The 14,939-nt window shown below is 68.5% G+C and carries 11 protein-coding genes and 1 pseudogene; 8 read left to right on the top strand and 4 right to left on the bottom strand.

Annotation, left to right across the window (positions count from 1 at the left end; genetic code table 11):
- Positions 1–715: 715 nt before the first annotated feature.
- Together ACFYR3_RS44770 and ACFYR3_RS44775 are read right to left on the bottom strand one after the other, a co-directional pair.
- On the bottom strand, positions 716–2,923 hold the full coding sequence (locus ACFYR3_RS44770) for a LuxR C-terminal-related transcriptional regulator (RefSeq protein ID WP_355854483.1): 2,208 nt from the start codon (positions 2,921–2,923) through the stop codon (positions 716–718).
- A 342-nt stretch (positions 2,924–3,265) separates the two neighbouring features.
- A complete protein-coding gene (locus tag ACFYR3_RS44775; protein WP_389288126.1) occupies positions 3,266–4,048 on the bottom strand; it encodes an intradiol ring-cleavage dioxygenase in 783 nt (260 codons plus the stop codon).
- A gap of 690 nt (positions 4,049–4,738) precedes the next feature.
- Here ACFYR3_RS44775 and ACFYR3_RS44780 point away from each other — a divergent pair.
- On the top strand, positions 4,739–6,502 hold the full coding sequence (locus tag ACFYR3_RS44780) for an amidohydrolase (RefSeq protein ID WP_389288128.1): 1,764 nt from the start codon (positions 4,739–4,741) through the stop codon (positions 6,500–6,502).
- Between the two features lie 843 nt (positions 6,503–7,345).
- On the opposite strand, the gene ACFYR3_RS44785 is transcribed toward ACFYR3_RS44780, so the two are convergent.
- Entirely contained in the window at positions 7,346–8,335 is a 990-nt protein-coding gene (locus ACFYR3_RS44785; protein ID WP_389288130.1) for an aldo/keto reductase, read from the bottom strand.
- 286 nt (positions 8,336–8,621) lie between these two features.
- Between ACFYR3_RS44785 and ACFYR3_RS44790 the strand changes: the two genes are divergently transcribed.
- The 3 genes from ACFYR3_RS44790 (at position 8,622) to ACFYR3_RS44800 (ending at position 10,314) form a co-directional block, all read left to right on the top strand.
- On the top strand, positions 8,622–8,825 hold the full coding sequence (locus ACFYR3_RS44790) for a hypothetical protein (protein WP_389288132.1): 204 nt from the start codon (positions 8,622–8,624) through the stop codon (positions 8,823–8,825).
- A 314-nt stretch (positions 8,826–9,139) separates the two neighbouring features.
- The gene (locus ACFYR3_RS44795) at positions 9,140–10,012 is read left to right on the top strand and encodes a hypothetical protein (RefSeq protein ID WP_389288134.1); all 873 of its coding nucleotides are present in this window, start codon (positions 9,140–9,142) and stop codon (positions 10,010–10,012) included.
- Positions 10,000–10,314, top strand: coding sequence for a transposase (locus ACFYR3_RS44800; RefSeq protein ID WP_389288136.1), 315 nt, complete (start codon positions 10,000–10,002; stop codon positions 10,312–10,314). The genes ACFYR3_RS44795 and ACFYR3_RS44800 overlap by 13 nt, the downstream gene beginning before the upstream one ends.
- A gap of 209 nt (positions 10,315–10,523) precedes the next feature.
- Here the strand turns inward: ACFYR3_RS44800 and ACFYR3_RS44805 are convergent, their stop codons facing one another.
- A complete protein-coding gene (locus tag ACFYR3_RS44805) occupies positions 10,524–11,666 on the bottom strand; it encodes a winged helix DNA-binding domain-containing protein (RefSeq protein WP_389288138.1) in 1,143 nt (380 codons plus the stop codon).
- A 769-nt stretch (positions 11,667–12,435) separates the two neighbouring features.
- Between ACFYR3_RS44805 and ACFYR3_RS44810 the strand changes: the two genes are divergently transcribed.
- The 4 genes and pseudogenes from ACFYR3_RS44810 to ACFYR3_RS44825 all read left to right on the top strand — a co-directional run.
- Positions 12,436–13,197: a hypothetical protein gene (locus ACFYR3_RS44810; protein WP_389288140.1), complete on the top strand. Its 762-nt coding sequence runs from the start codon at positions 12,436–12,438 to the stop codon at positions 13,195–13,197.
- A 206-nt stretch (positions 13,198–13,403) separates the two neighbouring features.
- Positions 13,404–14,201: a DUF4239 domain-containing protein gene (locus ACFYR3_RS44815; protein ID WP_389288142.1), complete on the top strand. Its 798-nt coding sequence runs from the start codon at positions 13,404–13,406 to the stop codon at positions 14,199–14,201.
- Between the two features lie 109 nt (positions 14,202–14,310).
- Positions 14,311–14,478: pseudogene (locus ACFYR3_RS44820) on the top strand (STAS domain-containing protein); the annotation flags it as partial.
- Between the two features lie 150 nt (positions 14,479–14,628).
- Positions 14,629–14,939, top strand: a 311-nt coding sequence (locus tag ACFYR3_RS44825; protein ID WP_389288144.1) for a transposase, incomplete at its 3' end; no start/stop codon positions are given.

Raw genomic sequence — 14,939 nt, forward strand, 5'->3', positions numbered from 1 at the left:
GCGTCCCGCTTCGCGGGACGCTCCCGAAAACCAGCACGAACCCTTACGGACCACCCACGCCAGGGTTGACGAAACAGATAGGGGCACCCCCCCCCGTTCCTGCATGGGCGGCAGCCGTCGCAGGCATCGTCGGTCTTGTCTGGGCGTACTGGGCGGCCAGCGGCACCCTCGGAGTCGCGAGACCTGCCGAACGGGATGTCAACTGCTGCCTACTGACAGGCGTTGGCTCGCTCTGGGCACTCGCCGGCGCCGCCGCCAGTTGGACTCGCCTGGAAGAGTCCGGCCTGGGTACCCCCCATCGGCTCCTGCTGGCGCTCGGCTGGCTCGGGTCGGGCTTGCTCTTCGTCTGGAGCGGCTGGAAACTGCCTCCAACCTTGTTCGTCGCCGTGGCTGACCCCGCCGATGTCAAACTACGGAGAACCTCGCTGTCGCCCCCGTGGTGCACCTCGCCGCTGTCGTGGCGGGGGTCGGCATGGTGAGAACACTCGTCCGCTCACGCCCACGGACCGGCGCCCAGCCCGACACTCATGCACGAGTAGACCCTGGGTGAAGTAGTACATCGGGCAGCAGAACCGGCCGCTCTGACATGGGCCAGGTCAACACTGCGGATCCGTCCTGACATCCGAAGTCAGAGCAGTCTCAGATTCGCTTCACCACCGGGCCGAAGCCCGGTGCACTGCGAATGGTCCCGGTAGCGGGCGACGCTCTCGCGTCGTCAGGCATCGTCCTTGCTTCGTGTGGCCGCCCACACAGCGATCCGAGTGCGTGAGCGCAGGCCCAGTTTGTCGCGGATCTTGTCCAGGTGCGTGGCGACGGTATGCGCCGAAAGACCCAGCTGCTCGGCGATCTGGCGGTTGGTCAGCCCCTCGGCGACGAGCTCAGCGACCATGAACTCCCGGCCCGTGAGCGGGAACTGGTCCACGACGACCGCCGTGGCGTAAGACGCCGAGCGAGGGTTGCCACCTCCCCTCCGCAGGGCGTATGAGACGAGCCGGTCCCCGCGCAGCCGACGTCCGCCGCTGACGGCCGCGTCCTGCGCAGCTGCCGACAGCCCTGCCCGGGCACGAGCTGCCGTCAGTTCCACTCGCTGGCGCCATGGGTCCTCCGGCTCGGTGTCCAGCCGGCGGCGTGCATGTGCGCTCGCCTCGTACAAGCGCAGGGCTCGCCGCAAGTCACCGCGCTCGGCGGCCACGAGGGCCAGGCCCTCGACCGGGTACAGCGCGTGGAAGCTTGCTTCGGGGACGATGCGGAGCACCTCGCCGAACAGTTCCTCGGCGTTGTCCAGACGGCCCAGGGACAGCCGTACGGCGCCGGCGGTGTGCAGGGCGGCGGCAGCCCGGCTCCAGTGAGCCTGCTCCCTGAGCACCGGAAGGCAACGAGCCATGAGCAAGTCGGCCTCGGCCTCGGCGCCCGCCTGGAGCAGAGCCCAAGCAAGGTGATGGGTGCACCATGCGGTGTCCTCTCGTCGGCCGAGCGCACAGACGATACGCAGGCAATCGCGCAGGTCCGCGACGGCGGCGGCGAATTCACCGCGGCACATCCGTGCTGCCGCCCGCGCGTCCAGGGCATTGGCGAGACCGGCGGGGTGGTCCCGCGTGCTTTCCTGGCGTACCGCCTGCTCACCAAGGCGTAGTGCTCCGGCCAGGTCGGTCTGCTGACAGGCGACACGGGTGGCGAGTGCCGCCACCGCACCGTCGAGGGCAGGCCCGGCAGGCACCCGCAGAAGTTTGTCCAGTAGCGAGCGGGCAGCCGAAGGCTGTTCATGCTGGTAGTACACGCGGGCCAGTTCCAGGGCCAGCCGCTCGCGCGAAGCGCCACCGCCGCCTCCGGTGTCGGCCAAGGCCGCCGCGAGATTGTCCCGTTCGCCGGTGAGCGGCCCAACAGCCTGGTCGGCGAACACCTCGCCACCGGCCCGTTCCGTGAGGCTGTTCAGCCAGTCGAGGGACTGCCGCCGTACGGCGTCCAGCTCGCCCGACGCGATCAGGTGCTCCATGGCGCAGGCGCGAACGGCGCTCAGCTGCCGGAACCGCGCGGGATGTGCGTTGTCCGGCAGCCGTACGATCAGCGACTTGGCCTCAAGTGCGCACAGGATGCCGAGAACCTGTCGTGGGGCGACGGTGCCGCCGGCGCAGACTGCCTCTGCGGCCCCCGCGTCGAATCCCCCGACGAGCACCGCGAGACGCCGGAAGACCGCCTGTTCCGTCGGCTCGAGCAGTCGATGGCTCCAGGCGATCGCGGCGGTCAGTCCGGTGTGACGACGGGGACCTGTCCGGCTTCCGTCGGTCAAGAGCGACAGCTGGAGCAGCCGGTCGTTCAGTGCGGCAAGGATGTCGTCCAGTGGAAGCGTGCCGACGCGCCGCGCCGCGAGCTCGATGCCGAGCGTCAGACCGTCCAGGTGACGGCATATCTCGGCGACAGTCGCACCGTTGCCACGCCCGAGGGTGAAGCCAGGCACACAGCCGGCGGCACGTTCGACAAACAAGCGGACGGCATCCGAGCGCAGGAGGGCCTCAGGGTCGTCCCCGGTGCCTGTCGGCGGCAGAGACAGTTCACCAACCCGGAACACGGTCTCTCCGGGAACCCGCAGCGCCTCCCGGCTGGTGGCCAGGATCCGCAACCGGGGGCAGTGGCTCAGCAGGGTCGCGGCCAGCCGAGCGCACGGCTCCGCCAGATGTTCGCAGTTGTCCAGGATCAGCAGCCGGGAGGTGTTGCCGATCGCACGGACCAGAGCGTCGGTGCCGGGCCGCCCCGCTCGCTCGCCCACGCCCAGCGCGCTGGCCACGGACTGCGCGAGCGGAGCGTCGTCGTGCAACGACTCGAGTTCGATCAGCTCCACCCGCGCGTAGCGCTCAGGCAGCCCTTTGGCGAACTCCAGCGCCAGCCGCGTCTTGCCGACGCCACCGGCACCGGTCAGCGTGAGCAAGCGCGACGTCCTCAGCAAGGTGCGCAGGACGGAGAGTTCCTGCCGTCGCCCCACGAAGGAGTCGAGCGCTTGCGGCAGCCCGCGACCCGAGCCCGGAGGGGAGGCATCCGGTGCGGTTGGCCGTTCCCTTCCGGAGCCTTTGTGCATCGAGCGTTGTCTGAACGCCCGTTGCCGGCACGCACTGGAGCAATACCGAGCCGGCCGACCGCCGTGCGGTCCGGCGGTCAGCGCCGCTCCGCATAACTCACATGTCCTGTGCCGGGTCATCCCCGGTTCCTGGCCGCGGGCTTCCTGGGCGAAACCTTCCGGTCTCATCGGCTCGGCCGCCCTCGGGAGGGTGCGTCAGGGCGTTGCGGCGGGATTGACACCGAGTATCACGGTGCCGGTTACTCCCTTGCCGAGGTCGCTGCTCGCCTGGGTGATGCTCAGCAGGGTCGAGGACCCGCCGTTGCGGTATATGCCGTCCCTTGCATTGAGGGTGCGGGTGGCCGTGTTGTTCCGGTACGGGGTCAAGGCGGCGATCTTGGTGTTGTACGTCTCGGGGAAGTAGAGCTGGCCCGTGTGGGATACGTGGCCTCCGTGGTACGTCCCGTTGGACACGGTTCCGCCGGCATGGGTTTTGACGTGGATGTGGAGTGCGCGGCCGACGTACCAGCCGGGATAGACGGTGGTGAATTCCGCGACGCCGGCGGAGTCGGTCAGCTGCACGCCTCGCAGGAATGTGGTGTCCGGTGTTGAGCCGCCCGCGGCGTAGCCGGAGTAGACACCGAGCGCGTCGCAATGCCAGATATCGACCGCCGTGTTGGGCAACGGGAAGCAGGTCGCGATGTCGACGACCGTCACGCGGAGGGTGAGTGGGACGCCCGCCTTGCCCTCGGTGATGTTCTTGCGGACCGTTTCGAGGTCCAGATAGTAGGGGCCTTCGGTCTGCTCGGGTGTCAGGACACAGGCAGCGGCCGGTCCGGCGGCGGCTTGGGGCCCGTTGCCCGGGTCTGCGGCTGCTGCGCGCGAAGCCGGGATTCCGAGAGCGGCCACGCCGAGGGCTGCGCCGCCCAGGGTGGTGAGGATGGATCTGCGGGTGGCGTCGGCCGGCTCCGCGGGGTCGTGGTGGGGGGTTTTAGTCATGCCGCCACGATGACCCGTGCAGCGGTTTACCGGATCGGTCGGACGACCGATGAATCCGGCGCGTTACGAAACCCACCGCGTCGCCCGGACCTGCCCGGATGCCGGCCGCAGCCGGGGGGACCGCGTCGGGCGGCCACGGGCCGGTCCCCTCTGGCGGTCCGGCCGGATCCGGCGCCAATGAGCCGCCTCAGGGTTCGGCAGCAGATTTTCACCCCACCAGGTTGACCGTGCAGGTCAACCTGGTGATGACCGGCTTCGGCACGAGATGGTAGGTAGGCGCCCCCGAGGCGGACGCCCTCCTGATCCGGGCCATCGCAGCGGGCTGGTCCTCTTGACCTGCGGCGATCCATCTTCACTGGCACAAGCGACGGTTGGTCCAACTTCGACGGCAATCGGTTCACCTGCGCTGTCACAGGGCACGAACGGCTCGCCCTCCACAGCGGCCGGATCGCTGTCCTGTCTCTGTCGATCTGGTGCAGATCTCAGGTGAACGGGTCCGATTCGCTCGCCGTCTCAGATGATCCGGCCCGCTGGTGTCCCGTCCCGATGAAGGTCCGTGAGTCTCGTGCGCGTGTGCCGAGTGGCTTCATCCTGCGCCTGCTGGCCGGCGTCGCTCGCTCGCGATTCGTACGCAAACGACTACATTTCGTAATGAAGGCTGGTCATCCGTGGGAGAACAGGTGGTGTGTGATGTCTCAGGCAATCTCACCGGGAGCGCGGTCTGGAGATGCCGACATCATCTTCTCCGGCGGTTCCATCGTGACGGTCACCGACGACAAGTCGGCAGCGCCCGAGGCGGTGGCGGTCAAGGACGGCCGGATCGTCTTCGTCGGCAACCTGTCCCGGGCACAGGCCGCGTGGCAGGGGCCAGAGACGCGGATGCACGCCCTGCTGCCCGATCAGGCTCTGCTGCCGGGTTTCATCGATGCGCACGGCCACGTCACAGGCACCGGCTTGCAGGCCACGATCGCCAATCTCCTGGCCGCTCCCGACGGCGACGTCACCGACATCGCGTCCCTCCAGGACAAACTGCGCGAGTTCGCCGAGAGCGAGGTGGGGAAACGCTCGGATTGGATCATCGGTTTCGGTTACGACGACTCCATGCTCGCCGAGGGCAAGCACCCCACCCGCCACGACCTGGACGCGGTGTCCACCGACAAGCCCGTGCTGGCGATCCACCAGTCCTTCCATCTGGGAGCGGTCAACAGCCTGGGGCTCGAACGACTCGGGTACACCGCCATGACACCGGACCCGGAGGGCGGGGTGATCCGGCGGAGGCTGGAGCGCGCAACCGAATCCGGGCCCGTGTACGGGGAGCCGAACGGGGTGCTGGAAGAGACCGCGTTCAACCCCGCCGCCGACCTGGCCGTCGCCGGGATGGACCCCGTCGACAGCGGGCAGTTCCTGCCCGTGGGCCTCCTGTCGGCGGCGAGCTTCGGCTTCACGACCGTGCAGGAAGGGGCAGCGAGCCTGGAGGTCCTGGGCCTCATGCGGCAGGTCGCGGACGCCTACCCCGCCGGCCTGCCCACCGACGTGGTCGTCTACGTGAAGGCCGACCAGGCCATGAAATCCCCTGCCACGGTCCAGGCGAGCCGGGAGTACACCAAGGGCCTGCGCGCAGCCGGGGTGAAGCTGGTCCTGGACGGCTCGCCCCAGGGGCGCACCGCCTGGCTCACCGAGCCCTACCTCACCCCGCCCGAGGACCAGGACGACGAATACCGCGGCTATGCGACCCTGCCGGACGAGGACGTCCTGGCCCAGGTCCAGGCGGGTTTCGCCAACAACTGGCACGTCATCGCGCATGTGAACGGCGACGCCGCCATCGACCAGCTCATCCGGTGCGTGCGCTCGGCCACCAAAGAATCCGGACAGGACCGGCGTACGACGGCGATCCACTGCCAGACGGCCCGCGAGGACCAGATCGAGGCGTTCCGGGATCTCGGGATCATCCCGTCGTTCTTCTCCATGCACACCTACTACTGGGGTGACTGGTACCGCAAGACCGTGCTCGGCCCCGAACGCGCTGTCGAAATCTCGCCGGCCCGGTGGGCAGTGGACCGCGGCATGGCTTACACCTCGCACCACGACGCACCCGTCGCCCTGCCCAACTCGATCGCCATCCTGTCCAGCCAGGTCACCCGCGTCACCCGCACCTCAGGAAGTGTCCTGGGCCCGGACCAATGTGTGTCGGCCCTGGACGCGGTGAAGTCCATCACCATCAACGCCGCCCGCCAGTACTTCGAAGAGGACGCCAAGGGCAGCATCGAGGTTGGCAAGCTGGCCGACTTCGTGATCCTCAGCCACAACCCGCTCACGATCCCCGAGCGGAAGATCAAGGACATCACCGTCGTGGAGACCATCAAGGAGGGCAGGACCGTCTACCCGCCCTGTCCCACACGCCCCGCCCCCGTCCTGCGAAAGGCCATGCACGCAGCCTTTGCCCACCACTGCTGACGCCCCGAAGGTCACCCAGTCGAGGGGAAGGGTACGGGCCTGCCGACTGCGAACACTGAACCCCCACAGACCGGATCGGCCTGAGACGGCGTACAGCATCCGTACGCACCGGATCAGATCAGTTGAGATTTCGAGCCGCTGCTTGTCTCAGCCGACCTGGTCGCCGCAGGTCACGAGCAGTGCTTCCGGCCAGATCATCCGAGAAGGGACATCAAGCGCATGGCTTGCGGACGGGCCAACCTCGACCTCCTACGCCAACGCGTACTCGTCAGCCCATGACCCTGCGACATCACAGGATCCCCGACAGAGCCGAATTGCGCGACGTACGAGCTTGCCGACAGCCGGGATCTTCCGGCGGAGGCGCAGGGCGAAGACGGCGGCCTGTTCTCCCGGCTGCGGCCGGTGCACTCGTTGTGCGGGCTGGAGACGCGGGTGGACGTTGCCGGGCCGGACAGGAGGGTGGGCGCACACATGGCGCGCCGCGCGTTCGCGTCGACGTCGCCGATGCGGGCGGCGCCAGGTCGCGTTCTGGTGCGCCTGGAAGCCGACGCTGTAGTCGTTCATACCGAATGGGAAGTCGCCTTCATTCCCCGCCGGGTTGAGCCCTTGCCCGATGCTCGCAGGCCGGCCGCCGAAACGGCAGCGGGTTTCGGCGGGTCCACGACGCAGCCCCGGTTTGCGCGAGTCGAGGAACGGGGTGGGGCCGGAACGCACGCGGTCCGGCCCTCGCCGCCTTCGTCCGGGCAGTCGGTGCTGCCCAGTCGGCCGGGCTTTCGCGGCTCTGCCCGGATGCCGGTGCGCCCTGGCAGCCGCGTGCCCTCCATCTGGCCGCACACACCCGCGCTAGCGATTGACGGCTCGCATCCCTGCCTCGTCATAGCGCTCACCCGACGCCTCGGGCAGCTCCGCATCGATGCGGGACAGGTCTTCCTCGGTCAGCGCGATGCCGACCGCGGCGGCGTTCTGTTCCAGGTAGGTGCGGCGCTTGGTGCCCGGGATCGGTACCAGGTCCTCGCCCTGGGCCAGCACCCAGGCGATCGCCAGCTGGGCCGGGGTGACGTCCTTCTCGGCGGCGATCTCCTTCACCTTTGCCGCCAGCCGCTGGTTCGCCTCCAGGTTGGCGTCCTGGAAACGCGGGTTCTGGCGGCGCCAGTCGTTCGCGTCCAGATCGTCCGGCGAAGTGAACCGCCCGGCGAGGAAGCCGCGGCCGAGCGGCGAGTACGGCACGAAGCCGATGCCCAGCTCACGGCAGGCGGGCAGCACCTCGGCCTCCACGTCCCGTGACCACAGCGAGTACTCGCTCTGCACCGCGGTGACCGGGTGCACCGCATGGGCGCGCCGGATGGTCTCCGCGCCCGCCTCGCTCAGGCCGATGCACCGCACCTTGCCTTCGGCCACCAGCTCGCCCAGCGCGCCGACCGTCTCCTCGATGGGTACGTTCGGGTCGACCCGGTGCTGGTAGTACAGGTCGATGTGGTCGGTCCCCAGGCGTTTCAGGGAGCCGTGGACGGAGCTGCGGACGTGCTCGGCCGAGCCGTCCTGCGGGCCGACCGTGCTGATGTCGCCCGGTACGGCGTCGTCCATACGGTAGTTGAACTTCGTCGCGATCACGTATTCCTCGCGATGTGCCCGGATCGCCTCGCCGACGAGCGACTCGTTGGTGAGCGGCCCGTACATCTGCGCGGTGTCGAGAAAGTTCACCCCGAGGTCGAGGGCGCGCCGGATGGTCGCGATGCTCTCCTGCCGATCGGTGGATCCATAGAAAGCAGACATACCCATACACCCAAGACCGATGGGCGATACCTGGAGGTCCCGCAGACTGCGTTCCTGCATGGCGTGTCCCAGCCTTTCCCTGTCGTTCGGGCGCACGAAGCCCCTCGTCGATCCAAGCGGCGAATTCCGACGCCGGCATCCCGTGGAAGGCGGACGGCGGAACGGGCCTCGTGCACCGTGGTGTCTGCGACGCTACGAGTTCGAGCGCACTCCAGCACAAGTCGACCGATGCGCAGAGCATGCGGTCCTCGGCGAACGCCGCCGAGGACAGGCAGGGCGTCGACGCCGACAAGAAGATCAAAGGACGCAAGCGTCACGTTGCCACGGACACGCTGCGTTCCTACGGATGTACTACCTGGAGAAGGCCTGCGACATCCAGATCGCCGCCCAGGCCGTCGGCGCCGCGCTCGTCGCCCCGCCGCACGAGGTGTGCGAGCACATCGCCCCGAAGACAATCTGCACGAGGATGCTGTGCTCGAACAGGTGGACCGCGATGCTCCGCCTGCCCGGCCGGATCGCCCCGGGACTGACCGGACTCCGCCCGTCGTGACCGCCCGGCCCGGGCCGTCACGAGTCCGGCCCGCCGATGGAACCCCCACCAGTTGCTGCGCGCCGCGCTCCACCGCGCTCGCGACCGAACCTGCCGCCGAGGCCGCGCCGCGCCGGCACGACACCGAACACCGCCCGCGCAGCCAGGGGATGCCCAGCCGCCTGGCCTCGTGCCAGGCAGGAGCCAGACGGGCGGTCGTCCCGGGAAAGCGAGAGGGCCCGGATCGTGTGGATCCGGGCCCTCTCCAGCAGTAGCGGGGACCAGGCTCCCACTACAAACTGGATGCCAGGCTGTACGACGACAGCGGCAACGCGGTGTCCCGGCTGCCGGGACACTGGTCGTGGAGTCTGGAGGTCCCGCAGCCGTGGGGACTGCGCGTCGACGGCCGACCCGAATCGCAGACAACTCATTCGGTCCAGTTCGAACTCTCGCAGCACCAGGTGCCGGCCGGCGTCGGCATCGTGTCGACGGACGCCTGGAATCCGCCCTCGGAGGATTCCGGCAGGGTGGCACTGCGGGGCTTCAAGGCGCTCCTCTCCGTACTGGGCCTGCTGACGGCTACCGCCGGAGCCCTCTTGGGCATCGTTCGCACCTGCGCGTCTGCCTCAGCACGCCGACGCGGCGCGTGGACCATCGTGCTGTCCTACGCCCTACTGTCGTGCGCGGCGCTGGCCACTACGGCGTGGGACGTGTACCAGGCTTCGTGGACCGAGTTGTCCTGGCTGTTCATCCGCGGCGCGTATTACGGGATCTATCCCGAGGATCCGACCTCGCCGATGGAACTGAAGATCCAAGGCGCGCTCCTCGGGGCCTTGTTGTTCGCGCTGCCCAGCCTCACGGTTTCCGCCGTGTACGCACTGCGCATCGGCAGACCGCTACGGGCAACGCGCGTGCTGATGGTCACCGCGCCCGCACCCGTGCTTGTGCTCACGGCGTGGGTGATGGGCGGGCCGGACTGGACTTCGCCGGTATCAGGTTGTCTGCTGGCGGCATCGCTGGCGGCCATTCCGGTTTTCCTCTCCGTCCGGCTGGGACTCGCCGGCCGCGCGGTACGCGACTGGGCAACCACACTCGCGGGTGAAGTCGCCACCGAGCCGGAAGACCACGGACTTGGGCGCTCGCGAGGTGGCCTGACCACCAAACTTCACCTCGCTGTCGAACAGCGCAGAAGCCCATGTCGATCGTGATCACGGCTGGGCAGCAGAGTGACTCCCCGCAGTTCGAGGTCGTCCTGAGCCGCGTCCGGGTGCCGCGGCTCGGACCCGGCCGGTCCCACACCCGTCCCGACCGCGTGCGCGCTGACAAGGCGCATGCCTCCCGCAAGAACCGCGCCCACCTGCGGCAGCGTGGCATCAGCTGCACCATCCCGGTCAAGGCCGACCAGGCTCGGAACCGTAGGGAACAGGCTCCCTCAGCGGGCGGTCACCAAAGTTCGCCCCGGAGTACTACAAGGCTCGGCACGCGGTCGAGTGAGGCATCAATCGCCTAAAAAGGCATCGCGCCGTGGCCACGAGGTACGACAAACTCACGGTCCGCTACGAGGCGACCGTCCTCACAGCGGCCATCAACGAGCGGCTGTGACCAGACATTCGATACAGGCCCTACGAGGCCATCACATGGGCGGACTCAGCCTCTCCCCAACAGGAAGTACCCCCAGCCCGAGGGAAGTTCGGCATCGCGCGCCCGCTCGGACCCGGTTCAGCGGCCCTTGACCGTCCTGGTCTCGACGCCCGGGATTCCCTTCTCCCACCAATGGTTGTAACGGCTGTACGCGGCCGGGTCCCGGCCGGCGAGCAGTGCCGCCAGCTTCTCCGCCTCCTCGGTCAGGCTGCGCCAAGCCGCCTTGTCGAGTTTGCGGAATGCGGTCAGTTCCAGAGCGCCGTTCGTTGTGCGCCACACCCCGGCGACCTGCCCGTCGACGAGCAGGGTGGGCAGGATGTCGCCGTTGCGCCGGACGACGAGCGGCCGGTAGTCCTGGGGCATGACTCGCCCGGGGAGTGCATGAGCCAGCAGCGTGCTGTCCCACATCGGCAGCAGCCTCGGCGGCGCGGGGGTGTCCTCGGCAGGCACGGTGGCACCCGGCAGGTCGAACAGGACGGCGCGGCCCGGACCAGGAACCCGGACCACCTGGTCGCCGAGCTCGCTCAGCGCCTGGGTGATCACGGGGCGCCCCAGAAGGGTGAACCGCGCGAAGTCCTGTGCCGATGCCGGTCCGAACGCTCTCAGGTGGGCGAGCAGGAGCCGCCGTACGCCTGCCGCCGCGTCCCATGTCGCGGCCCCCGGGGCAACGGGCGAGGCGAGGTAGGTGTTCGGCAGCTTGAAGGACCAAGGACCGCCGGTCGGCGCGTGATGGATCGGCGCATACGTCCGCAGCGCCCACCACACGCGGTGCGCGTGTTCACCGAAGCGCGCCGTGACCTCCCCCTCCACGTCGGGACCGGTGTGGGGGCGCGCGAGGAACTCGGCGAGACGCGAAAGCAGCCCGTCGGCGTCGTCGTCGGTCAGCACGGTCGAGGTGTAGCGGCGGTCGTAGAGCCGTGATGCCCGCAGGCTCCGGACCATGGCGGCGTGGTACGGCGCGTAGTCGTCGGCGTGGACGGCGTGCAGAGTGCTCCGCATGAGGGTCGCCTTCACGATCCGGCGATCCGTGAACGCCGCGTCGAGTTCCTCGGGCACGAAGGCCTCCACACGGTTCCACAAGGCCACGTACGGCGACTCCGGCGCCTGTGCCTGAACGGCGCAGACCCGCCGGACCGCCTCCGCCGCATCGAGGCGTCTGCGCTCCAGCAGGAGCTGACGGTCCAGGGTCGCCAGGGTGAGCTGTCGCGCGGTGAGGGTCACGCCCGGATTATCCCGCCCGGGCTGTCCCTCGCGCGTCGACGGTACGACATCCGTAGGCCTCAGACCGTCGCATCCCCGGCGCCAGTTTGATTGGCCGCCTCTCCCCCGCTCACCCCTGCCCCGCTCACAACAAGCGTTCGTTCCCGACCTTCCAGAAGCCGTCGGGCATCTCGATCAGGCCGGTGACAGCGTCAGCGTCGTCACCGTCCTACTTGGTCGAGCATCTGATGCATCGTGACCACGGGAAGGATCCGGTTGGCGGCAGCTCCTGCCGCGACGGCCCGGTCTGCGGCCCCGAGCAGTACGATCAGCGGGACGGCCGGCTGGAATGGCAGGGCTGGTCGCGGCTCGACGTCGTACGGCGCCGTCGTCGTCGGCCAGGAGGCCCTCGATCGTGTCGGCCGGCAACCGGGATGCGCGGCGGCGACTCTGCGGTCGTGGGGTTCATCGGAGCGGGCCAGACGAGTAGCGGCAGCAGCGGAATAGTTCTTGTGGGCGACCATGCCCGGTCGGCTGTAAGCCGCACCATCTGCTGCGGAGTCGACGTCGGCAAGCAAGGCGCGTGCCGCCTCCGCGGAGGTTCGAAGGAAGAAAGCACTGCGTCATGGTGCCAGGTGCGCCACCGAGTTGCCGTGCCCCCTACAAGCGCCCCAAGAATCCCGTAGACACGACCACACATCCCCCCTGACAGATCGTCAGGGTCAGCTCAGGGTTGAGGCGGGGACGTCACTGATAGCGGTTGCCCGGTCATGGCCAGCACTCTGTGGTCATGTTGAACACGACCACCGATGGCCGCCGCCCGTCTCTGGCCCACCGCGCCGCGCTCACTCTCGCCGGTGCCGCTGCCCTGACAGGGCTCGCGGGGGTGTATACACCGAGCTTCGCGTACGCGCAGCCCAGTTCGACCACCACCCAGTCCGCAACCGACTTCAGCGACTGCCCCGCCCTTCCGACCGGGGCCGACCCCGCGCGCTGGCGGTGCGAAGTCCACACTGCGGCACCACAGTTGACGATCGGGACGGTCGCTGTGGCTCTCGCTCCGATCACCATGACGCACGCCGAAGGACCGATGCCGGACGGAACGAAGGCACAGGTATGGGGTGCGATGCACAGCACGCCCACCGCCGTTCCGGGCGGGCTCACCGGCACTGCGGCAGATGAGCACTCGCGGCTCCTTCGGCTGGCTATCAAGCCGGAGTACGGTGACCGATCCGACTTCTATACCGGACAGTTCAGCCTTCGCCTCAGGCTGTTGAGCCCTCTGCTGTCGCACCGATGCACCATCGGAGCGAGCGCACCGGTCGACTTCCAGCTCAAGCGGTCGGGGCCCTCGCAATGGGTCTCGCAGGATCCACCGGTGATCAAGTTCTCGGCCTACGACGACTCCTTCACCGCCCCCGCCGCCGAACACTGCGGGCCCCTGACAGTGCCACTCAACCGGCGACTGGGGCTACCGGCGTCGAGCGGAAATCTGATGACCTACGACGCGATCTACACGTTCCGGATGTACGACCAACTACCGGCTGCGTAGGGTCAAACGTCCGCCCTTTGCCCGACCAGGCCACCGGCCCGGTACGCCACCCACCGCTCCTCGTCAGCCGGACGACCGGGTGAGACGCAAGCACGCACAGGGTTACGCGGAACCCGTCTCTCACTCGATGGTGTGAACTTCCCCGCCACACCCGTCGCCGCTCATCACCACCGCGCGTTTGGGCAGTTGTGTCCGCTCTAGACTCCGTGCATATCTCGCTCTGGCTGCTCAACCACTTCAGCACCTTCACACTGGCCGTCGTCACCGTCGGTGGGACCGTCCTCCTCGCTGTAGGCGGCAGTGTGCTGTTGCGCCGCAAGTACCCTTCGGTGGCCCGGGGCGAGCACAACGAGATGGTCGGGGTGACACTCGGCATGTTCGGCGCGATCTACGGGATCATCCTCGCCTTCGTCATCGTCACTCTCTGGACCCAATTGGAGGACACCCAGACCATCGTCGCTACCGAGGCCACCGACGCGGCGCTCATCACCCGTGACGCAGCCGCGTTCCCGGCGCAGGTGCGTGCTCGTCTCGACTCCGCGATGAGCGGCTACGTCCACGCGGTCGTCGAGGACCAGTGGCCCCGGATGCGCGCGGGAAACCCCAGCTACGGGGCCACAGAAACCCACCTCCGAGCCGCCTTCCAGGTACTCCAGAAATACGACCCGAAGAGCCAGAACGAGCAGGTCTTCTACCAGGAGGCCGTCACTCATCTCGACGATGTCGCCTCCCAGCGCCGCGCCCGCATCACCATGGCACGCCAGGAACTCCCGCCGCTGCTCCAGGCCTTGGCCTTCGGCGGAGCACTCGTCCTGGTCCCCCTCACGTTCCTCTATGGCATGCGCAAACTGAGGGTCCAGATCCTCTTCGTCGCCTCGCTCGCCGGGCTCGTCGGCTTCAGCCTGCTCCTGGTCTTCGTCCTGGACCGCCCGTTCGCCGGTGAACTCAGCGTCAGCCCCGCCCCGTACAGAGAAGGAGCCCTCGCCCAGTTCTGGAGCCGGTGAGCCGACGACCTAGTTGCCCGTGTCCGAGCGTGCCCGCCGTCCGGAGCCTGCTGCCGCGCAGTATCCGCTCGGGGGCAGTTGGGTGATCGCCGCTGAGGGCGACCTCGACATGACCACGGCGCACGCGCTGCGCCGGACAGCGGAGGCCGCCGCGGCGCATCCGGTCCTCGTCCTGGACGCCGCGGCGGTGACGTTCGCGGACTCCACAGCCCTGAACCTGCTGCTGACCCTCCACCAGATCACCACGCTGCGCATCGCCGCCCCGCCCGACCAGCTGCTGCGACTGCTTCAGATCACGGCCGCCGACCAGGTCCTCAGTGTGTATACGAGCGTGGCGGCGCCTGTGACAACGCCGCTGCGTTGCCTCCGGCGTCGAACCGGGCTGTTTAGACGGTGTCCTACATGGTGGTTGGTCGTTGGGCTTTGTATGGGGCGGGGTACGTGGAGTTGGATTGTTCCGGACGGCTTGTGGGAGCTCGCAAGGCCGTTGATCCCGGAGGACCGGGTACGGCCGCAGGGCGGCGGGAAGCAGAACACGCCTGATGAGACGCTGTTCGCGGCGATCATCTACGTGCTGGTCAGCGGATGCGCCTGGCGAGCCCTGCCGCCGTGCTTCGGGATATCCAAGTCGACCGCACACCGCAGGTTCATGATCTGGTCGAGGGCCGGCGTGTGGGGCCGCCTGCATGAAGCCGTCGTTCACCGGCTCGATGACGCGGGCCTCGTCGATGTCTCCCG

The sequence above is a fragment of the Streptomyces sp. NPDC005784 genome (assembly GCF_042871525.1).
Classification (GTDB): Bacteria; Actinomycetota; Actinomycetes; order Streptomycetales; family Streptomycetaceae; genus Streptomyces.